Genomic DNA, 21,966 nt, shown 5'->3' on the forward strand with positions numbered 1-21,966 from the left:
ATTATTTTGTGCTTAATTTGCTCTTTTTTTATTCATTCATTGATTTATAAAGTATTTTTTATTGTCTTAGAATATAGGTTTACTCAGTTACAGGGTTATCTTGCTGTAAAGCCGTTGCTGATGGATCTTTAAAATAATTAAACAGCATAGCTAAAAATAAAATGACAGCAAAGCCCGTAGCTAAATAAAAACCGTAACGCACATGGCCAAAGTAATCGCTGATCATACCCATGAACAAGGGTGCTAAAGCCGCCGAAAGTGCGGTAAAAAATAATATCACGCCCGCCACAGCACCGTGCTGTTGCACTGCAAAGCAGGATATACCTTTAGAGTTTAAAGTCGGATAAACCATCGACATAAATAACCCCGAAAGCGGCAATAAACCCACAGCCCAATCAACGCCACCGAATAATGTACCGACATAACACAGCGCAATGCCTAAGCTTAAATAGGCCATAACACCTTGCCAGCTATAGCGGTTTAGTAACCATACGGCAATAAATCGCCCTGCGGCACGCAGTACAAAAAATATTGTCAATGCATAGGTTGCAAGTAGTGGCCAAGAGCCAGTGTAATCTTTTAACAGCGTAGGCATCCATACATAAATAGCAACCTCCGTGGCCACGTAAAGGGCAATTGCCAGAGAAAAACCTAGCGCATACGGATTTTTGATCATTTTCATGGTGGTGGCAAGCGAGGTGGGCTTTGCTGTGGTTTTTACAACGGCTGGGTAGTCTGCACGCCACGCTAGTAAAGCGAGAATTAAACACATTACACCTGCAATAATGTACAGGTAAGTCCAGCTTACATTTTGCACCAGTAAGACGCCTACTAGAGCTGGCCCTACAATGGCGCCTATGCCAAAAAAGCCTTCTACCTTATTCATCGTTTTAGTGTGATCTTCGTTACTATGTGAAATATCACCAAGTAACGCAAGCGCACCCGTTTTAAATAAACCAATGGCTAAGCCTATGCAGCAAAGTAGCAATAAAAAGAAGGTAAAGCTGGTGCTAAACGCAAACAAGAAACAGCTCGCCGAAAATATTAAAAGGCCTAGCATGATGGTTGTTTTACGCCCTAAACTGTCTGCTAAAAAACCTAAAAACAATCCACTAAAAGCAATTAGCGCCATAGGTGCATAATGGAACGCGCTTGCTTGGGTCATGCTTAAACCAAACTCTTTAATAAGTTCAGGTATGATCATGCCCACCGCATCAGAAGTCATGGCAAACATAAAAAACATCATATATGTAAGCCAGCGTATTTGTTGCAACGGATCGCTGCTTACGTGTGTGTGTGATTTTGTCATGTACTTTTTCCTCGTTAAATGCTCAGTTAACACTTAGTAAGTCAGTTAGTTACTTATTGTAGTATTACGTGAGCCACGATTTTTGTATGTAAAATTATTAAAAATTACTTGTAAATTCTTACTTGCTAGTTAAAGATATATCTTAATCGATTAAGTTTCAACATGGTAATCACACAATGATGAAGAATAAAGTTCAATTGATCACATATGCTGATCGAATCACTGGCCAAGATATCAACGCATTGACCGCACTTTTAAATGGTCCATTACACGGCGTGTTCGGAGGTGTCCACCTATTGCCATTCTACAATCCAATTGATGGTAGTGATGCAGGCTTTGACCCTATTGATCATAGTGCCGTGGATGAACGGATCGGTACTTGGCAAGACATTCAAGTGTTAGGAGCAGACTATGATCTGATGGCCGATTTGATTGTGAACCACGTATCGGCGCAATCCTTTCAGTTTCAGGATGTACTAGCAAAAGGTAAAGCATCACCGTTTTGGGATTTATTTTTAACTAAAGAAGATGTCTTTCCAAATGGTATGAGTGACGCCGAGCAAAAAGCGATTTATCGCCCGCGCCCTGGCAGTTGTTTTACTCCAATGCCATGTGGCGATGGTCAAACGTATGATTTTTGGACCACGTTTACCGATAATCAAATCGACATTAATGTTAAAGTTGCTGCGGGCGTTGCGTATTTAAATAATGTATTAACAAAGTTCTCTGCTAATAACGTTAATATTATTCGTTTAGATGCGGCGGGTTACGCGATTAAGCAAGCTGGCACAAACTGCTTTATGCTAGATGAAACGTTTGATTATTTAGATAAGTTATCGGCGCAAGCTAATGCATTGGGTATGGAAACAATTGCTGAAATTCACAGCCATTATCAAACTCAAGTTGACGTCGCAAAGCGGGTCAATATGGTTTATGACTTCGCATTACCACCATTGATTTTGCACAGCTTATTTACCAATAATAGTGATGCACTTGTAAAGTGGTTAAATATTTCACCACGTAACTGCCTAACGGTACTCGATACCCACGATGGCATTGGCATTATAGATGCGGGTCCAATGGGTGATAAGCCAGGATTATTAAATGCAGCGCAAATTGATAATCTAGTTGAAACTATTCATGCAAATAGCAATAACCAAAGCCGCCAAGCAACCGGGGCTGCTGCCAGTAATGTCGACTTGTACCAAGTAAATTGCACCTATTACAATGCGTTAGGCGCAAATGATTTTGACTACTTAGTTGCGCGCGCGATTCAATTTTTTGCACCCGGTGTACCACAAGTTTACTACGGTGGCTTATTCGCAGCTGAAAATGATATGGCGTTACTAGCAAAATCCAATGTAGGTCGTGATATTAATCGTCCATATTTAGATGCTGATATCATTGCGCAGTCTCTTGCAAAGCCTGTTGTACAGGGATTACTAAAATTAATTGAGATACGTAATACTCACAGTGCCTTTGCAGGTGAGTTTAGTGTTGAAGGTGATGACAATAGTTGTGCTTTAAAGTGGCTATTAAACGACAGTGAAATTGTCCTAAAAGTTAATTTTGCACGTCGCGAAGCGTTAATAATTGAACGCACTGGGAATGAGCAAATACTCACCTCACTAAATGATTTGTTAAACTAAGTTAAACCTTACAATCAGTCACTTATCAGCCACTATGACCTAACTGTAATTGGTAGTTGATAAGTGCTTTTTGCTCTTCTTTGCTAATAAATAAATTAGCTGCTAACGCTCCTTTTTCTTCACTATTTTGATGAATAGTTGTTAATGTTGGCATAGAGCGCTGCGCTTCATCAATGCCATCAAATCCAACAATTCGCAATTCTTGGGGTATTTTTATACCTATTTTAACTGCTTCGCGAATTGCCGCGAGGGCAATAAGATCACTCATACAAAGTAATACATTGGGTCTAGGTATGCAGTTGAGCGCTTCTTTTGCTGCGATGCTTGCATAACGTTCGCTACTTTCTGGAATATTCCAAGTTCTATCGTCACCTAAGGTAATGTTAACTTCGCTTAATGCTTTTTGATAACCTCGTAATCTTTGATGTGCAATTGATTGACCGGCTTCGCATTCATGATGCTCATATACACGACACAATACATTTTCATCTAATAACCGCAGTCCCAATATAGCGACCTGATCAGCACTGCTTTTTAATACGTGTTTAGCCACTTCATAACTAGCTTGTTCGTTATCTATGTTTACTGAGGCATTACGATCAATATCAAAATCAACGGTAACCACATGTTTGGGTACAATTTTTAATTGATCTACAAGTGATTGATTGCGCGGACGACCATAACAAATAAAGCCATCAACAAAATCTAATACGCTGTTAAGGTTTTGACTATTTCCCGAAAATAATAATAAGTTAATATTGTTTTTTTCAAGGATAGAAGCCACACCACGCATAAAACTACTGGCCACAGGATCCGACACCATATACTCAATACTGTCAGGTAATACCAGCGCAACAATATTAAATTTACCACGGCGTAATGATTGCGCTGCTTTATTGGGTCCAAAATAGCCAAGCTCTTTACACGCCAATAAAATAGACTCGCGACGACTTTTTGATAGTTGATCTGGACGATTAAATGCATTTGAAACGGTGGCGTTAGAAACGCCTAATTCTTTGGCGATGCTTTTTAATGTCCAATGTTTTTTTTGGGTCATACGACTTCTCATGATAGTGAACGCGATTCACTAATAAATTACCATATTTCACGCTAAATCAAAGTGTTAATTATATTGTAGCGTGTATAGCAAGTTACGTAATTAGGTATTAGGAACAAGAATGAACTAGAAAGTGGTTGTTATTAATAATAAAGTACTGGCTTTTTTATATCTGCTAGCTTACTAACTCACACGTTACTGTTTGGGTGATTTTTCACAAAGTCGCCTTATCATTTATATCTTTACATATGTACCCTTTTTGATGATAAAGTACTGTTGTTTTCTATTTTGCTACAACTAATGAATTAAAATTTTTTTAGTTTTAGGCAAGTATATTGTATGTAATGGCGATTATATGTTGCAAATTGCGTCCTCGATAACCCGTTCTGGATTGAAATAATAAAATTTATCAAAGGTAAATTATGAAAATGAATAGATTGATTTTGGCGTTACCGTTATTAGGAGCAAGCTCTATGGCGCTTGCTAATACGACCCATCAGCGCGTATTCAAGCCACAAGCTGCGATTGTTGAACGTGTGCATCATCATGGCGTTGAACACGGCCATAATGAAAAAGCACCAATAGCACAGCTGCAATCACAACCCCAAAAATTTAGTATGTTAATGATGCGTAGCCAAGCTGCAACAGTCAGCTGCGATTTAAATGCACTGGCTAATGCTAGTTCAACGAGCATTATTACTGAGCTTAAAAATCAAGGTAGTGGCTGTGTTAATGAACTATTTAGTGCATCAGCATCAACTCAGAGCCTAGTATTTAGTTCTGATAATATGTATGCGGTTGCTAATCATGCAAAGTCACTCTCACAGACTTATGCTGGCGGTGGTGACATTGAACTCGAGGCATTGTTCCTATATTTACGAGCTGGTTTTTATGCGGAATTTTACAACGACAACGTGAGCTTTAGCTCTTGGGTTACGCCTGCCGTAATTGATGCGATAGATGCTTTTGTAAACAACAGCCATTTTTATGACGATAATGACGGCCATGGTAAAACGCTTTCTGAAGTGATCATTACGATGGACAGCGCTGAACAGCAACATCGTTACTTGTATGTGGTGAAACAGTGGCTAACGCGTTTTAACGAAAGCTATGCTGCAAAATGGAATATACGCAGTGCGGTGAATGGTATTTTTACTTTGCTTTATCGCGGCCAGTGGAATGATGCATTTGTTACAGCTGTAGCTAGCGATACTGATTTAGTTACTAAGCTGAATGCATTTACCCAAAAGCAGTGGATGATTGACTCTGACGCACAATATTTAATTGTTAATGCAGCCAGTGAGCTTGCGCGCCTTAAGCAGTATTCCGACACTGCTATTCAAGCTACTGTTGATACTGGCTTAAAAGCGGTTTTTAGTACTTATAACAGCTTTGGCTATGGTGATGCAGTATGGCTTGCGGCGGCAGATTCTGTCAGTTATTACGCTGATTGTAATGACTATGGTATTTGTGGCTTTGTTGATGAACTTACTCAGCAAGCGCTTTCGCAAAATTATAGCTGTAGTAGCACTATTAAAATTCGCTCACAAAATATGACTGCAGCACAACATACAGCTGCATGTGCTGCAATGGGCGCAGAAGAAGGTTTATTTCACACTAAACTTGCCACCAATAACACCCCAGTTGCCGATGATAACAATAGTTTTTTACAAGTAAATATATTTGATAGCAGCGATGATTATAGTAAATACGCAGGTGCGATTTTTGGCATTAACACCAATAATGGCGGCATGTATTTAGAAGGTGACCCCGCAGTTGTGGGTAATCAAGCAAATTTTATTGCCTATGAGGCGAGCTACGCCAATGCTGAGCATTACGTGTGGAATCTAGAGCACGAATATGTGCATTACTTAGATGGTCGTTTTGACTTATATGGAAACTTTAATTCACCAACTGAAGATATCGTGTGGTGGTCAGAAGGCGTTGCAGAATATGTTGCTAATCTTGATAACAATGACGCCGCTAAAAATACCATCAGTGATGGTTCGCGTTATACCTTAGCGCAAGTATTTGCCACTAACTATGACGGTTTTGATCAAGACCGTATTTATCGCTGGGGTTACTTAGCTGTGCGCTTTATGTTCGAACGCCATTACAGTGAAATTAATGCCATGCTTGCAGATACACGCATTGGTAATTGGAGTGCTTATAAAGCGAAAACTGTGCAGTGGGCAAATAATTATGAAAACGAGTTTGTACAATGGTGTGATGACTTAGTTGCAGGTACAACCACTAATACGCCACCAATCGCATACATCAATGGACCTTATGCCGGTGTGCAAAACAATGAGATCAATTTTACGAGCAATGGCAGTATTGACAGTGACGGCTCAATTGTTAGTTATCAGTGGAGCTTTGGTGATGGCAGTAGTTCTAATCAAGCAAACCCGGTGCATACTTATACAACATCAGGACAATATAGCGTATCGTTAACGGTTGTTGATAACCAAGGCGCCAGCCAAACCGCATCAACATTGGCTAGTATTGAAGAGGATAGCAGCGTTGGTAACGGCGAGTTGATAAACGCTCAACCAATGACTATTGCTGGCGAGCAAGATGAGCTGTTGTATTTTAGCTTTGATGTACCGCAAGGTGCCAGCGACTTAGTGTTTAGCTTAAGTGGTGGCACGGGCGATGCTGATTTATATGTGAGTTATGCTGCTACACCAACAATGGATAGTTATGATTGTCGTCCTTATGTCGGTGGTAATAGTGAACAATGTGTAATAAATCCTGCGCAAGCAGGTGTTTATCAAGTAATGGTTCGTGGCTATAACATGTTTGATAATGTGCAATTAACCGCTTCATACACAGGAGCAAGCAGTAATGTACCTGATGCATGTGCTACCCAAGGTAGTCGTAGCAATGGCCGTTTAAATGACGGTGAAGTGATTTGTTTGGGTAACAGCGATCCTATGTGGTTTAGTATTGCTGACGTTCAAAGTCAAAGTGGTGTGGCGATAACCACCGCTAATGGCAGTGGCGACATCAGCCTAAGTTATTCAAACAGCAGCTGGCCAAATGGCAGTAATGAACAGGCTCAGTCCAGTAATAGCGGCAATAGCGAATGTATTTATATTAGTGATCAAAGCCAATATTGGGGTTATTTAAAGGTGTCGGGCAATAGTACTGGTGCAAGTCTAGTGGTTGATTTTAATAGCCAAGGGTGTCGTTAAAATTATCATATTAAAAAAGTAAAGCACCTACAGCAAAGCCCATCTAGATGGGCTTTTTTAGTGTTGTAACTTAAGCGTTAAAGTGAGTTTAGATTGCTCGTTTATACACCGCGAGTGGATGCGAAGTACTTAACGATACGTGCACGCTATCGCCAGGGTATACCACGACTTCGTGGCTTACGCGGCTAGTAACCACTGTTTTACAGGCAAGCTCTACTGCACATAAACGACTCCCTCCTTCAAAGCGTACCCATACGACCACACCGTTGTTGCCGATCTCACCTTGTACTAGCATTACATCGTCGGGGCGAAGTAGGACATCCACCTCACCTTGTTGGCAATCTACGCCTAGAGCGGGCACATTGCCGATGGCTGTAGTTGCTTGATTATTCTCAAAAAAACCGTTAATGAAACTTGCTTCACCTAAAAAACGTGCAACAAAGCGATTGTTGGGCACACTAAAACAACGCTCAGGAGTATCAAGTTGCTGGATTTTTCCGGCCTTGAGCACACCCACACGATCGCCTATTGATAAAGCTTCTTCTTGATCATGAGTCACCCAAATTGCAGGCACGCCAGCTTTTTTCAGGGCATTTCGGATATCCCAGCGCAGCATATCTTTTAGTGCCGCATCAAGGTTTGAAAGCGGCTCATCAAGTAACACAAAGTCAGGTTGGTGGGCAAGGGTACGTGCTAGTGCAACTCGTTGTTTTTGACCGCCTGAAAGGGTGGCTGGCTTTTTATGACGAAAATCATCAAGACCCAGAAGGGCTATCCAATGATCAGCAACGGCGGTATCTTTTAAACGAAAGCCAATGTTTTGCTCAACGGTTAAATGAGGGAATAACGCAAAGTCTTGAAATACCATACCTACGCTGCGTTTTTCAGGCGGCACAGTCAATTTGGGGGTAGCCTGCCATTTACCTAAGTTAATTTCACCTTCGCTAATAGGGATTAGTCCGGCGAGCGCTTGTAAAATTGTGCTTTTACCACAGCCCGTAGGGCCTACTAGCATGAGAATTTCACTTTCACCAAGCAACAAATTTAGGTCGCTTACTACACGGTTACTGCCATAATCTATAGACAACTGGCTTACAGATAGCATTTGTATTTAAATCCTCAATGTTCGAGTTGGTTACGTTTTTCGCCAGACATCATAATAGCTAAACCGCACGCAGAAATCAGTACTAACAATAACCCAGGAATAGCAGCACGACCAAAATAGCCCGCCTCATAAACACGCCATAAATAAGTCGATAGTGTTTCAAAACCAGTTGGGCCAAGTAATAAGGTTGCTTCTAATTCACGCATGGATTCTAAAAATACTAAAGCGGCACCGGCTATGATCCCACGCATTGTGAGTGGTAAAGTTATGCGGGTAAATGCTTCGCGCGGACTGGCGCCTAAGACCCGCGCAGATTTAACTAAACTTGGATCAAGGTGCTCAGTGCTAGTGCGCACAGAGCCTACCGCTAAGGGTAAAAAACGCAGCATATAGGCAATGATCAACAGCCCTAATGTTTGATATAAAAACGGCAATTGCAAACCACCGTAAACTAGCGCGGTGCCCATTACAATACCTGGAATACCAAAACCAAAGTAAGTAACACGCTCCATGATACGACCCGCTTTACCGCTAAGTGCAGCATGGGCAACAGGGATAGCTACAATCACCGCAACCACTGCAGCAATGGCTGAGGCATACGCTGAATTCCACGCGATGCTAAAATCAAATGAGCTAAAGCCATCACGTGCTAACCACAGCGAAAATATCGCCAGAGGTAAGCCAATGGCTAATAATAAAATAGGCGCAAAAGTGGTAAACATAGCCGCTAGTTGCCACTTACTAGGAAACAAAATTAATGGCCGGCCATGGCGTTCGCTAGCCGTTTTAATTTGTGACTCAATCAACAGTAAAAAGCCCACAATTACCAACAACTGTAACGATAACATTGCCGCACGACTTAACTCAAAAGCATTGTACTCGACATAAATAACCCGGGTAAAGGTATCAAGGCGCATCATTGCAGGTGTGCCAAAGTCAGACAAAGTATACAGTGCGACCAATAACGAACCTGCGGCAATGCCATTTACTACACGGGGTAAAATGACTTTAAATACACTTTCGGTCATCGACATACCTAAGGTGCGGGCCGCATTAACCATGCTTGCATCAAGACTAAGTAAAGATGAGCGGGTAGTCATCATTACAAATGGAAATGTGTAAAGAGTCATGACAATAGCTGCGCCGCTGAGTCCATCCATCGATGGCAGTTCAATACCAAGTAGATTATGTATCTCTCCGCCGGAGCCAAAAGCCGCATAAAGCGTAAATGCACCTATGTAACTGGGAATGGCTAGAGGCGCGGCAAAAAACACCAGCCATAGTTTTTTAAACGGTAAACGCACATAAGCGCTGATAAATGCTAACGGTACCCCGATTAAAATAGAACCAATGACCGTTAATACCATCAAGGACAAAGTATTGCCGAGAATACTTAAATTATGATTATCAAACAAAGAGCTGGCATCAGTGGCCAGCGTTATTAAAATAAAGATAGGAGATAAAACAATAAGCGCTGCAAGCAGCGCCATTGGGTAAGAAGCTGGTAGTCGCATTACAGTACGCCGCTATTTCGCATCAAAGCTATGGTTGGCCGAAGATCAGCTAACTGTGTTAAGTCCACTTTGGGTGGTGAAATATTGGCTAAAGATGGTAACCCTTCAGGTAGAGGGACACCATTTACCAGCGGAATTTCATAGGCTTCACGAGCCAAGTAACCTTGCACTTCGATGCTTAATAAATAGCGCATAAAGTGAGTGGCAAGAGGGTCGTCGTTCAATGCCAAAATACCTGATGCATTGACTAAACAGCCAGCATCTTGTTGGGTAAATGCTAAATCAAGTTTGGCATCTGGTTTGCCTGATTTTAAACGTAAGGTGTAATAGTGATTAGCAAAACCAATATCCACTTCACCACGTTCAACGGCCATTACTACACCCAACTCACCGGCATAGGTTTTAGCACGCTTCTTAATCTTTTTCAGCCATTTCGCTGTTTTATCGTCACCTTCGAGAATACGCATTGCCGTTACAAATGATTGAAACGATGCATACGCAGGTGCCCAGCCAATGCTTAAGTCACTATCAGCAATGTCCATAATACTGGTTGGAATTTGCTCTTTGGTCAAACGCGAGGTGTTATAGGGTATGGTGCGCACACGACCGGTGACAGGGGCCCAATCTTTATAGCGAAACTGTGGTTGCAACTGCGCTGATAGATCACTCGGAATTGGTTGTGCAAGGCCGGCATCTGAAACCAAGCCAATAGCGCCAGAATCAACAGCCCAAAATATATCGGCTCTACGCACCCCTGCTTTTGCTTCAGCAACAATGGTATTGGCTAAAGCTGCTGTAGGACCACGACGAATGCCTAGTTTAAAGTTGGGGTTTCTGTCTTGAATTGCTTGTAGCACATTTTCATACAAACCACCTTCACCACGACCTAGGTATAAGGTCAGCTCACCTTCAAGTTTAGGTAAGTCATCAACAGAAACTGGGTTTGCTATGTTGGCAGCTAGTGCGCGAGAAAGAGGCAATGGTAATGCACCGATTGCCCCAAACGCAGCTAGGCCTTGTATAAAGGTCCTACGCTTCACTTAAAATACATCCTTACGTGCTTTTTCGGCTTTTTCGAGTAATACCTTGGCGCGGTCTAATTTAGTGTGCATGCTACTTACCACATCGCGTACTTCATCAACACTTTTGTTATCTGAAATTGCTTTTGGCAGTGTCACGTTAAAATCTTTTTCTAATATTTCAACAAGTTTGGCATCTTGTTCGATAAGTGTGCCTTCAACACCTTCAAATAGGTGAAGATAAGTATCGTGCACAATGCTGGTTGCTTCATCACTTAAGCGCTCTGCATATTTGGCAATGACACGATCAAGTTTATGTTTAATTTCATCAATTGTAGCACTTTGAGTCATGCTTGTGGTTGCAGTTGCTTTAACGTTTGCAAGCAAACCTTTTTGTTGAAATTGCGCCGCTAGTTTAACTGCGCCAAGACCTTGCCACAAGGCAGCATTCATCGCTTGTTGTTCTTTACGAGCTTCAGTCGCCGGCTTGTTATTATCAATGGCCATTTTTACGCCATAAATACCTTGCCAGATTGACGCATATACCGGCACAAAATTTGTTTCAATCGCGCTGTGAAACTTCACTGATTCCCAATACTCGATTAGGTCATCGCTTTTTACTGCTTTTACGCCTTTGCTTTCATAGTCGCTTACCATGGTATCGACTTTGCCGATCATCCATTCAACTTCTTCTGAGTAATCTTTGATATTTGCTTGTAAGTGATTTACATGTTCGCCAATAGGGCCATTAGCAAATGCAGGTTGCGCAACAAATGCTGATACTAAAAGAAGGCTCACACCTAAGGTGGTAGCTGATTTAAATACTGCTTTCATAATAGAGGATCCGAAAGGTAATTGTAAATGATAGCCATTATCATATCCATAAAAATGACTAAAAGCAATATACCTAAATTAGCCTTTGAATGCCCATTTTATCTTTGTTTATAAAGCATTTGTTTGTATTAGGGCGGTTGTAATGATTTGTCGATATAAACCTTAACCGCAGGATCGGTTGGTTTATGAGCGAAAGTAACAAAAAAATACATTTTTCTTTGCTTCAATTGAATTTACAGCAGCACAGAGTCTATCGACAGGTTACTTGCTACTAATTCAAATTTATTTTTTGCACTAGGAAACAATAATTACATGCCTAGGCTAGCAAGTCGTCTTTGGCTGATAAAAAGGATTATGATGAAAAGACAAGTACATTTATGAAGTGATAAAATACGCATGCTTTCTTTAATTAAACTTGCCACACTTTTTAAATGCGTTGACAATACCAAGGCAAAATTTACTAGGTAATTGTAGTAAAATAGCAACTCGGATATGGTTTGTGTTTCACAGCTATAATCTAAAGAAGAGTTAACTATTCTGCTTGCTGTGACTTTTAGCTGTTTAGTAATAGTAATAAATACTATCTATGCATTCTGTGCTACTTATGCAAAATCAAAGCTATCCTCGCAAAAAAGGGGGACGATCCTTAATAAGGTCAGTGGTGGAGTATTCGTCGGATTTGGCGTTGGTCTCTTGCAGCGTCAAGTAAATAATTTCATGCCATAACGTAATCTTTATGGCATCTACTTGCGCCTGTTTAGATCATTTTACTTATTCAAGATAAGAGCGGTTTATGCCAACATTGAATGCGCAACAATTAATACAACACAATAAAATCATTTTATTCGACGGGCAGTGTAAGCTATGCAGCGCGTGGTGCAATTTTATTATTAAACACGACAAGCAGTTGCATTTTAAACTATGCAGTGTGCAGTCTTTAAAAGGCCAAGCGATACTAAGTTACTTTAACTATGCAACAGATAATTATAAAACTATGATTTATGTTGAAAATAATCAATGTATTACGCAAAGTGATGCATTTATTAATATTGTTACGCAGCTTGGTTGGCCTTGGCAGATAGCTAAAATATTGCGAATAATTCCCAAATGCCTACGTAACTGGGCGTACGATCGCATTGCGTTTAATCGATATCGCTTATTTGGCAAGTACGATTACTGTCGTATACCAAACAGTGACTATGATCAGCATTACTTATAAGGCATTAAATGTTGTGTTAAAATCGCCGCAGTTAAATTTAGTAGAGACAAATAATGGCCAGCACTGCACACGCATTACATATTTTGGTTAAGCATAAAGAACTTGCTGAAGATATCATCAAGCAATTAAAGAAAGGCGCTAAGTTTCAAGTGCTCGCTAAAAAGCATTCAACCTGCCCGTCAGGTAAAAAAGGCGGTGATTTAGGTGAGTTTAAACGCGGCCAAATGGTTCCACAGTTTGATAAAGTCGCTTTTAGTGCTGAGATCTTAGAGCCACATTTAGTTAAAACCAAATTTGGCTGGCATGTTATCAAAGTGCTGTATAGAACGTAAGAGTAAATAAAGTTAGCGAGAGTAAAGTTAGCTAGAAAAACGAGTGACTTTGATTTAAACGTAAAAACCACCTACAAAGGTGGTTTTTACGTTTAAGCATCCAGTAACTTTAGCTGCCAACGGCACTTGGTTGTACATCTAAGCCGTAACCAAACATTACTGCAAGCACTAATACAATTGATGCGGCTAACATTAACTTAAGTAACAACGGCAAGCAAAAGCGGAACCAATGGCCGTAAGGTACGCCCGCCATCCCTAAAATTCCCATTAAGACTGCATTAGTTGGGATGATCATATTTGAAAAGCCATCGCCAAATTGATATGCAAGTACAGCCACTTGGCGTGGCACGCCGACTAAATCGCCCAGCGGGGCCATCAGCGGCATAGTTACATACGCTTGGCCAGAGCCTGATGGAATAAAGGTATTGAGTATTGTTTGAATGACTAACATTCCAATGGCTGAGAGCTCGGCGCTCACATACGAAAGAGGTAGCGACATACCATGCACTAAACTATGCAAAATTTGCCCATCTTCCAGTATCAAGGCAATACCACGGGCCACACCAATTAAAATAGCGGTAGTCACGAGATCTGAGACCCCTTCAATAAAACGGTTGGCAGTTTCATCTGCTGATAAGCGCCCCAGTACAGCAACAATCGCACCCCAGGCAATAAATACACCGCCTAGCTCGTATAAGTACCAACCTTTAGTGGCAATACCCCACACAGCGACAGCAAGAGTGATGATAAAACTGCCTAAAATTAGTTTATGGCGCAGCGCAAGTACAGGATACTGTGGTGTTGCTTTATCGCTTAAAGGGCAAGGTACATCAAGCATCATGGATTTACTTGGATCGTTTGCGACTTTTTTAGTGTATTGCCAGACATGGTGAAAGCCAATTAATACAAACGGCACGAATATCGCCAAACGTAACCATAAGCCAGAATAAACTGGAATTTCAGCAATTTGCTGAGCAATTAACACCGTAAACGGGTTAAACGCCGATACCCCATAACCAATCCCGTAACCTGCCACAATCATACCGACCGCAGTCATTGCATCAAGGCGCATGGCTTTACATAAAGCGACTAAAATCAGCACAAACGGAATGTATTCTCCCGCAGTACCAATACTGCTCGACGCTAAGGCAAAGCAAAATACCACCATAAAAATAAGTCGTTGTGGTTGTTTACCATGGCGTTCAAGTAAACGACCAATCAACGCATCAACCGTGCCGGTAGCACGGGCAATGGCAAGTACGCCGCCAACAATCAATACAAAAAAGATCACATCTTGCGCAGCGGCAAAAGCACGCGGAATAGCGGTTAGTAAATCCCATGGGGTCAAATAATGACGTTCTGCAACAGTTTGATAGGTGCCGGCGATCACCATTTCTCGGCCAGAATCAGATAATGTAGTATCAAAAAATCCCTGCGGTACTAGCCACGTAGCAACTAACGCAGTGACCATCATACCCAGCAGTAAAATTAAAGTATGCGGCACTTTAAAAGAATTACTCATACGTTCTCCATTTTTATAATTAGTGCAGCGAAAATATAGACGCTACTTTTTGTGAAGAATACCACGACTTGTAAAATCACAATAAAAATAGGCACGCAAGTCTGTAAAGGAATGTAACAGGGAAGAGCCATGCTTATAGTTAGCTAGGTTCAAGAAAAACAGTCATTAGTTTAAAGTGGGTGTCTTTAAATTGGGTTGTGTAATAACACAATATTTACGCAGACACCCATCTTAAAATTAGCTTAACTTTTAAGGCTCATGTGATACTTAATACAGTGCTATATCTTTACAGCTTGTTTTAAGTTATTTGCTTAGAAATCAAAATACAACAAGGAGAACGGTTCATGGTGGTAGCGGGATCTTTACTGTAATTCTGTGGCAAAATGGGGGCAGGTAAATCAACCGAAGCTAAAAAAATAGCTCTTGAACGAAATGCCGTGCTTATCAGTGAAGATGACTGGTTGGCTACACTTTACCCTGACCAAATCAAGTCGTTTGAAGATTATATTAACTACTCTGGTTTATTGAGGTCTTTACTCAAAATTCATGTTCAAAATATTCTGCAAGCTGGCGCGACTGTGGTTATGGACTTCTCTGCTAATACAAAAAAACAGCGAGCATGGTTAAAAATTTTAGCTACTGAAATACAAGCTAATATTGAGTTTACTTACTTAAAAGTATCGAATGAGTCATGCCTTCAGCAAATTGCCCGGCGATGCATTGAACAACCAAATAGAGCTGCATTTGACACTGAAGCTGTGTTTAATCACGTTACTCAATATTTCGAAGAGCCAAGCGATAGTGAGTTTTACAATATTAAAGTAATTGATAAAGAAACGCTGTAAGGTTGCCATGCTCTTACGTATTTACTGGTTTTTTTGAAAGGGAAATTATGAATTACGTTAGTCTTTTTGCGTTCTTAGCTTTTGCCTCATTTGTCAATGCAAATACGGCTTTGCCAGATAACCAACATATTGTAGTCACCGGGGAGGCGCAGTTAAAAGTAAAGCCTGATATTGCTGTGATTAACCTCGAGGTGGAAAGTTTACAAGTCTCTAGTTTAGATGCGAAAAAGGATGTTGATAATCGGATCAATAGTTTTTTAGCTGGCCTCTCTAAGTTTAATATTGATGAGAAAAATGTTTCTGCTTCAAGCATTAACACGCAGCCGAGCTATTCGTATACCGAGAGCGATAAACAGCAATTGGAAGGCTATACAGCTAACCGCAGTATTAAAGTAACATTAACGGATATTAAGCGCTTGAATGCACTCCTGGATTTTGCACTGAGCGTAAAAATTGATGCAATTAAAAGTATAGAGCTAAAATCATCAGCAGCGAAGGCTTTAAAAGCACAAGTCAATGCGATGGCTGTGAATGATGCAAAAGAGAAAGCCAGCTCATTAGCCAAGGCATTTGGTACTAAGCTTGGGAGTATTTATAGTATCAACTCGGCTGCCAATAATAGTTTTAATCGGTATGGCGAAAATCAAGCTATTGATCGAATTGTAGTGAGCGGTAATCGGACTCAGCAATTTACAAGCCCTGGTAAGTACTTGCAGGAAAATATTGTTTTTTCGGCATCAGTCAGTGCCGTATTTGATTTAGAACTAACTGATTCAACAGCACCCTAAGATTGGCACATAAGGTAAAAAGCCACGTAACTTAGTTGAAGTGACCCCCAATAGTTGTTACATGGCTTTTTATTTTACTGCTGTGCTTCTTGCTCGGCGATTTGTTTAAAGGCTTGCACAAATGCGTCACTTGGTTGGCCGCCAGTGAGGGCGTATTGCTCGTTAATGATAAAAGTTGGCACTGAGGTAATGCCCATCTGTTGTAGCGCACTTTGCTCGCTACGAACCTCTTGGAAATACTCACCAGAGTCTAAAATTTCTTTTGCGCGGGCTCTATCAAGGCCAACGCTTTGCACTACATCAAGCAGCGTATCTTGCTCATTTAAATAAACTAAATCAGTAAAGTGCGCTTTAAAAAATGCCAGTTTTAATTCAGTTTGCTTGCCTTCAGTGGCAGCCCATGTCAGTAAACGATGTAAATCAAAACTATTAATCATGATCCGTTTTCCGTCAAAATTAAAGTCAAAGCCTGCTTGCTCGCCCATCTCTAAAATACGTTTACGGTTTTCGTCACCTTGTTCTTCAGTGAGGCCGTATTTTAGTGCTAAATGCTCATTTAAATCTTGGCCAACAACAGGCATGTCTGGATTTAGTTCGAATGGCTTCCAGCTGATCTCAGCTGTAAATTCGTCACTTAATTGCGCAAGGGCTGTTTCAAGGTTTTTATAACCAATAATGCACCATGGGCACATAACGTCTGAAACTATGTCGATTTTAAGCTTTTTCATCAGTGAGCCTATTTTTTACAAAATGTAACAGGGATATGCAGGCGAGGGTGAGTAAATTCAAGGGGGGCTATTGTTAGTTTTTATAAAGCTACATGGCAGGGGGCTTACCGTGCAGCTTTAGGGATAAGCTAATTTAAGTTAAATTAACCTGCTAAACCAAATGGGTCGTCAATGCTGTGAGCCGGCTCGGTAAACCACTTAGGGCCGTTGTCGGTCATGTAAAAATGATCCTCTAAGCGAACGCCAAATTCATCGGGTACAACTAGCATAGGTTCGTTACTAAAACACATGCCTGCTGCGAGTGGGGTTTTGTTACCACCGACTAAATAAGGCCATTCGTGAATGTCTAAACCAATACCGTGACCGGTGCGATGCGGACAACCTGGGGTTTGATATTCAGGACCTAAATCTTGTGCAGCTAAATAACTGCGTGCTGCAGCATCAACGGCCTCACAAGGAGCACCGATTTTAGCGGCGTTGAAGGCGGCGATTTGCGCGGCTTTTTCGTAATCCCAAAACTGGCGTTGGCGCTCTGTGGCCTCACCAAACACATAGGTGCGGGTAATATCTGATAAATAATCATGTACTTTACAGCCAGTATCAATCAGTACCATATCGCCTTTTTTAAGAATTTGCGGGTCTTTCACGCCATGTGGGAACGAGGTTGCAACGCCAAATAATACGATGCAAAAATAGTTACCTGGAGCACCTACTTTTTGGTGTGCTTGCTTGATAAACGCTTCAACTTCGGTGGTGCTGATTCCTTCGTGTAACATACTTGCAGTTGCTTGGTGAACCGCTAACGTCATATCCATAGCGCGTTGCATCAGTGCCAGCTCGTTGGCTGATTTATGCATTCGACAATGAGCGGTCACAGGTTGTGCATTGACTAGGTTTAAGCCAGTTTGCGCTTTATTTATACCGTCAAAAATAAAGAATTGTGCGCTTTCGTCAATTCCCACAGTACCATTGGCTGCAATGCCCATTTCGGTGATTATATTTACAAATAATGCATAGGGATTTTCGTGCTCTTGCCAGCCACGAATTGGTCCATCAATTACTTTAAAACCATTAAGTGAGCCAATTTCAAAATACGGGGCAATGTATTGTAAGTCGCCCTTGGCAGGTAAGATAGCACCTACCAGTCGCTCGCTTGCATACCAACGCATGCCTGTAAAATAGGCAAGGTTAGTGCCTGCGTTTAGATAAATCGCATCAATGCCATTCGCTTGCATATAGGTTTGTGCATTAGCGATACGTGCTAAGTGTTCATCAGCTTGAATAGCCGTCAAATCGCCTGTCATATCACTTAGGCTGGCTAATGCCTGCTCTTTAGTTTGGGTACCAATACCAAATATTGTCATGGTGCTCTCCTTTATTTGTATTTGGCTATTGTGCTTGCGCCACTGCTGTACTGCAAGCGAGTTGCGTTGAAAAGCGGCTCATACAATTGGATTGTAAATTAATCTGTGGTGGATGGTTTTAACTCTTTGGGCTATTAGCTCTACTCTCACGGAGTTTTTTATTTACTCTAAATTATTGTATTAAAATAAAAATACAGATTTTATGTTTGGTTTCGCGGCAAATAACGATGAATATGACCTAAAACTAAGCCGTTTGATAATAGGCAATTTTGTACTCGCATTCGAGTGCGTGAAGCTCAAGGATTGGTTATTTTTGAAGCTCATAAAGGCGTAACTGCCACGTAACTGTCTGTTTCGCAGATTGATGAAATGTTCGACCTGCGCGCATCACTAAAAGCCGAACTGCTAAGCCACTCAATTAAAAGTCTAACCGACTAAGGTTTAATTTATGCTGAACTTATTTAACAGGGCTAGAATTTGCCATGGGTTCAGATAAGACCGGTTTAGATGAGGCAGGTTTAGATGACACCCACCTCGCGACTGACGGTTTAAATAGCCGCTTTTATGGCAAACTCTACAGCCGCGCAAGGGCCCAAAAACCCGTTAGTTGTTTAATATATAGTAAAAATTTAGAATGTTATGTTCGTATGTATATTTTATTAGCTGGCGGCTAAACCAATGCACTGCGCGATAAACTCATAGCTAAATAGTATTTAGCCTATTTCAAAAGATGTTACACCGAATACTTTGTCCAGAGGTAAATGTGGCTTTTCTTTGGTGTACATTCTTGCAGTTTCAAATGATGGCTTCATGTTATGGTATTCTGCTAAAGCTAGTGCGGCTTGATTAACTTCGGGTATATCAAGGTATATCGTTTCGTCATAACGTGTTGATGTTTTTAATGCTATAAAAAGAGACTCTGCTAATTTAGCTGTATTTGCGTATAGTGGAGCTATTTTAAAGCCTTCGCGACAAGCTCTGATCACGCCATACCCAGCTAACCGACCATTTTCTAAAATACCTAATGCTTTACTGTTAGGTTGATTTATCCAGTTTTGAGTAAAGCCAGATCTATCCGCGGGAAATAATGTTTTGTCATACTCTTTTATATCTGCAAAGGGCAAGGTTGCCAGTTCTATAGTTTCTAAATTCTCAGGAGCATAACCACCACCAGAACCTTCGAATCTAATATTACGGTAAGCCAGTTTAAATCCTGATTTTTTATAGTTATCCTGCTGTTCAATCACCCCATCAAGACCAATATTGCAGTGTTTAAGGTAGGCAAGACCGGCTTGCCAAATCTGCATGCCGTAACCTTTGCCACGATATTCAGGTTTAACAATATAAAAGCCTAAAAATGCAAAACTGCTATCGTATTTTACAACCGAAATTGTAGCGATCGCTTCACCACCAAGGTAGCCGATTAAAAAACCATTGGGGTCAGCTTTATAATAATTATGAGCGTCGTGCAGGCCTGGATTCCAGCCTTCTTTCGCTGCCCAGTCAATGGCAATGCCCACTTCTTTTTCTGTCATTACTTTGATAGTGAAGGCTTGATCTTGCATGTTAACCCCTATTAGTTATTCTATCGACTTAGTTTTTTAATCTAGCAGCTATAAACTTAAAATGATGATTATAAATAGAACAACTATTTTGTATCAATAAAGTCCTAAATAATTAACTCTTTTTTAGTCTATTTCTCGTTACACATTTGTTACTATTTATTAGTTTCAAGAAATCAAAGCTATTTGTAAATTATGGGTGCTATTTTCAGCCGATATCTGTTGGATTAAGGTGAAACCGATGGTAGTGATGCATAAAGTTTAATGGCTGATGCTTTACTAATTGGCGGCAATCATGAGCATAAAATATTTAGTAAGCTGCTTTGCAATAATAAGTCATATTCTTGTTAAAAAGTGAACCAGCCTTGAAACTGAGTAGGAGCGGATCGGTATTTTTATCAACGCTATTGCGCCAAAAAACGCAAGGATATACTGTATACAAAAAAATAATCATGACTCAAATGTTATTTATTGATTCCGACAACTAAGTAAAGGTGTTAGATATTTATATTTTTGTTGAGGATAGGAGCGCTCAACGGGTACATCTGTAAGTGCTTGCGCTGCATTAGCTTTTCACCGAAGTAGTTTGCGTAAGTGTATTTGTAATTGCTAAACATATATTGTCTAATTGAGCCAAGCGATCCCTTAAAACTAGGATTTATATTTCGATGAACAGTCAGCTTTTTCAGCGCCAACAGACTTTAAAACAACAATTAACAAGCGAAAATTTAACCGCCATTTTACTATTAGGTCATGAGAATATTCGCTATTTAAGTGGTTTTAGTGGTAATGCCGCGTATGCAATAGTGACGCAAACAAGCTGTGTACTAATTACCGATTATCGCTACTTTGAGCGAGCACAAGCAGAGTGCCATGGTTTTGAAGTGATCAGCCGTGACCGTGATAACGAAAGTTTAGGCGATTGTATTAATCGGTTTTTACCAGCTAACAGCCGTTTAGGTTTTGATGCTGCATTTATTAATGTGGCGCTTTGGCAGCAAGTAGCGAATGATTTGAGTGGTCATACATTATTACCAATTCAAGGACTAGTTGAACGTCAGCGCATGGTCAAAACTGAATGGGAAGTAACGCAAATCAAAGCTGCCGCCGCCATTGCTGATGATGCATTGGCACAAACATTACCGTTTTTTAAAGCTGGTGTAAGTGAGCGAGATTTAGCGCTAGAGCTTGAGTTTAGAATGCAAAAATTAGGCTCTGAGGGGATGTCATTTGCGACCATTTTAATGTTTGCTGAACGTACCTCTTTACCACATGGCAGCCCAAGTGACCGCCAGCTCAAAGAGGGGGATTTTATTACTTTGGATTTTGGTGCGGTTGTTAACGGTTACCGATCAGACATGACTCGCAGTTATGTGTTAGGGAAAGCATCTACAAAACAAACCCAAATATACAATACTGTTGTAACTGCGCAACAAGCGGCAATTGATTTACTTAGTCCCGGTGTTAATTGTGTTGATTTACAAAACGTATCGCAACAAATGTTAGACGCCTCAGGCTTTGGTAAATATGCAGGACAAGGGCTTGGTCATGGGCTCGGATTATTTTTACATGAACAGCCTTTTATAAATATAAACTGTAAACATCAATTAGAAGTTGGCAATGTGATCACCATCGAGCCTGGTATTTATATTCCTGATTTTGGTGGTGTGCGCCTTGAAGAAGATATTTTAATTACACCAACAGGCTATGAAATATTAACTCATGCTCCCAAACCATTCGAATTGGAGCTGTGATATTGTAAATTGTAGATACAACGTAGGTTAGTTTTAATTTAAAAGATAAGTTAAAAGACATCCACTACTTTTAAAAATTAAAATGACACCCAAGTTCAATACAGTTACATGAGTTTTTATGTGTCTAATGATATTAAAAAACTCTTCTCAGAATAGTAAATGTTCATT

At 40.6% G+C, this 21,966-nt stretch carries 18 protein-coding genes; 8 read left to right on the forward strand and 10 right to left on the reverse strand.

Annotated elements, in window-relative coordinates; all coding sequences use genetic code 11:
* Positions 1–79: 79 nt before the first annotated feature.
* On the reverse strand, positions 80–1,309 hold the full coding sequence (locus H5162_RS01245; RefSeq protein ID WP_149981806.1) for a sugar MFS transporter: 1,230 nt from the start codon (positions 1,307–1,309) through the stop codon (positions 80–82).
* 176 nt (positions 1,310–1,485) lie between these two features.
* Here H5162_RS01245 and gtfA point away from each other — a divergent pair, with 176 nt between their 5' ends.
* Positions 1,486–2,958, forward strand: a complete 1,473-nt coding sequence (gene gtfA, locus H5162_RS01250) for a sucrose phosphorylase (protein WP_145234502.1) — start codon at positions 1,486–1,488, stop codon at positions 2,956–2,958.
* Positions 2,959–2,983: 25 nt separating this feature from the next.
* Here the strand turns inward: gtfA and H5162_RS01255 are convergent, their stop codons facing one another.
* Positions 2,984–4,015 carry a LacI family DNA-binding transcriptional regulator gene (locus tag H5162_RS01255; protein WP_182733952.1) on the reverse strand — a complete coding sequence of 344 codons (1,032 nt, stop codon included), beginning with the start codon at positions 4,013–4,015 and terminating at the stop codon, positions 2,984–2,986.
* A 422-nt stretch (positions 4,016–4,437) separates the two neighbouring features.
* Here H5162_RS01255 and H5162_RS01260 point away from each other — a divergent pair, with 422 nt between their 5' ends.
* Positions 4,438–7,212, forward strand: coding sequence for a collagenase (locus H5162_RS01260; RefSeq protein ID WP_182777418.1), 2,775 nt, complete (start codon positions 4,438–4,440; stop codon positions 7,210–7,212).
* Positions 7,213–7,300: 88 nt separating this feature from the next.
* Here H5162_RS01260 and H5162_RS01265 read toward each other — a convergent pair whose 3' ends face one another.
* Genes H5162_RS01265 through H5162_RS01280 form a run of 4 tightly spaced genes read right to left on the reverse strand, consistent with a single transcriptional unit; the run spans position 7,301 to position 11,684 of the window.
* Positions 7,301–8,317 (reverse strand): ABC transporter ATP-binding protein, encoded by a 1,017-nt coding sequence (locus H5162_RS01265; RefSeq protein WP_182759408.1) that lies wholly within the window; start codon positions 8,315–8,317, stop codon positions 7,301–7,303.
* A gap of 14 nt (positions 8,318–8,331) precedes the next feature.
* Positions 8,332–9,831, reverse strand: coding sequence for an iron ABC transporter permease (locus tag H5162_RS01270; RefSeq protein WP_182759409.1), 1,500 nt, complete (start codon positions 9,829–9,831; stop codon positions 8,332–8,334).
* The gene (locus H5162_RS01275; RefSeq protein ID WP_182777420.1) at positions 9,831–10,871 is read right to left on the reverse strand and encodes an extracellular solute-binding protein; all 1,041 of its coding nucleotides are present in this window, start codon (positions 10,869–10,871) and stop codon (positions 9,831–9,833) included. The genes H5162_RS01270 and H5162_RS01275 overlap by 1 nt, the downstream gene beginning before the upstream one ends.
* Complete coding sequence (locus H5162_RS01280) at positions 10,872–11,684, reverse strand: hypothetical protein (protein WP_145234491.1); 813 nt, start codon at positions 11,682–11,684, stop codon at positions 10,872–10,874.
* A 793-nt stretch (positions 11,685–12,477) separates the two neighbouring features.
* Between H5162_RS01280 and H5162_RS01285 the strand changes: the two genes are divergently transcribed.
* On the forward strand, positions 12,478–12,903 hold the full coding sequence (locus H5162_RS01285; RefSeq protein WP_182730795.1) for a thiol-disulfide oxidoreductase DCC family protein: 426 nt from the start codon (positions 12,478–12,480) through the stop codon (positions 12,901–12,903).
* Positions 12,904–12,956: 53 nt separating this feature from the next.
* Entirely contained in the window at positions 12,957–13,235 is a 279-nt protein-coding gene (gene ppiC / locus H5162_RS01290) for a peptidylprolyl isomerase PpiC (protein WP_182730794.1), read from the forward strand.
* A 109-nt stretch (positions 13,236–13,344) separates the two neighbouring features.
* On the opposite strand, the gene H5162_RS01295 is transcribed toward ppiC, so the two are convergent.
* Positions 13,345–14,757: a YfcC family protein gene (locus tag H5162_RS01295; protein WP_149981797.1), complete on the reverse strand. Its 1,413-nt coding sequence runs from the start codon at positions 14,755–14,757 to the stop codon at positions 13,345–13,347.
* 383 nt (positions 14,758–15,140) lie between these two features.
* Between H5162_RS01295 and H5162_RS01300 the strand changes: the two genes are divergently transcribed.
* Both H5162_RS01300 and H5162_RS01305 read left to right on the forward strand, forming a co-directional pair.
* On the forward strand, positions 15,141–15,602 hold the full coding sequence (locus H5162_RS01300) for an ATP-binding protein (RefSeq protein ID WP_182777422.1): 462 nt from the start codon (positions 15,141–15,143) through the stop codon (positions 15,600–15,602).
* A 47-nt stretch (positions 15,603–15,649) separates the two neighbouring features.
* Positions 15,650–16,390 (forward strand): SIMPL domain-containing protein, encoded by a 741-nt coding sequence (locus H5162_RS01305; protein ID WP_182777424.1) that lies wholly within the window; start codon positions 15,650–15,652, stop codon positions 16,388–16,390.
* A 74-nt stretch (positions 16,391–16,464) separates the two neighbouring features.
* On the opposite strand, the gene H5162_RS01310 is transcribed toward H5162_RS01305, so the two are convergent.
* Positions 16,465–17,118 carry a DsbA family oxidoreductase gene (locus H5162_RS01310; RefSeq protein ID WP_182733959.1) on the reverse strand — a complete coding sequence of 218 codons (654 nt, stop codon included), beginning with the start codon at positions 17,116–17,118 and terminating at the stop codon, positions 16,465–16,467.
* A gap of 143 nt (positions 17,119–17,261) precedes the next feature.
* Entirely contained in the window at positions 17,262–18,482 is a 1,221-nt protein-coding gene (locus H5162_RS01315) for a Xaa-Pro peptidase family protein (protein WP_182733961.1), read from the reverse strand.
* Between the two features lie 482 nt (positions 18,483–18,964).
* On the opposite strand from H5162_RS01315, the gene H5162_RS21305 reads away from it, so the two are divergent.
* Entirely contained in the window at positions 18,965–19,156 is a 192-nt protein-coding gene (locus H5162_RS21305) for a hypothetical protein (protein WP_257326910.1), read from the forward strand.
* Between the two features lie 39 nt (positions 19,157–19,195).
* Here H5162_RS21305 and H5162_RS01325 read toward each other — a convergent pair whose 3' ends face one another.
* Positions 19,196–20,047 (reverse strand): GNAT family N-acetyltransferase, encoded by an 852-nt coding sequence (locus H5162_RS01325; protein ID WP_182777426.1) that lies wholly within the window; start codon positions 20,045–20,047, stop codon positions 19,196–19,198.
* A 665-nt stretch (positions 20,048–20,712) separates the two neighbouring features.
* On the opposite strand from H5162_RS01325, the gene H5162_RS01330 reads away from it, so the two are divergent.
* Positions 20,713–21,798: a Xaa-Pro peptidase family protein gene (locus H5162_RS01330; RefSeq protein WP_182730788.1), complete on the forward strand. Its 1,086-nt coding sequence runs from the start codon at positions 20,713–20,715 to the stop codon at positions 21,796–21,798.
* Positions 21,799–21,966 lie beyond the last annotated feature (168 nt).

This window comes from Pseudoalteromonas sp. SR41-8, assembly GCF_014163915.1.
Taxonomy (GTDB): Bacteria; Pseudomonadota; Gammaproteobacteria; order Enterobacterales; family Alteromonadaceae; genus Pseudoalteromonas; species Pseudoalteromonas rhizosphaerae.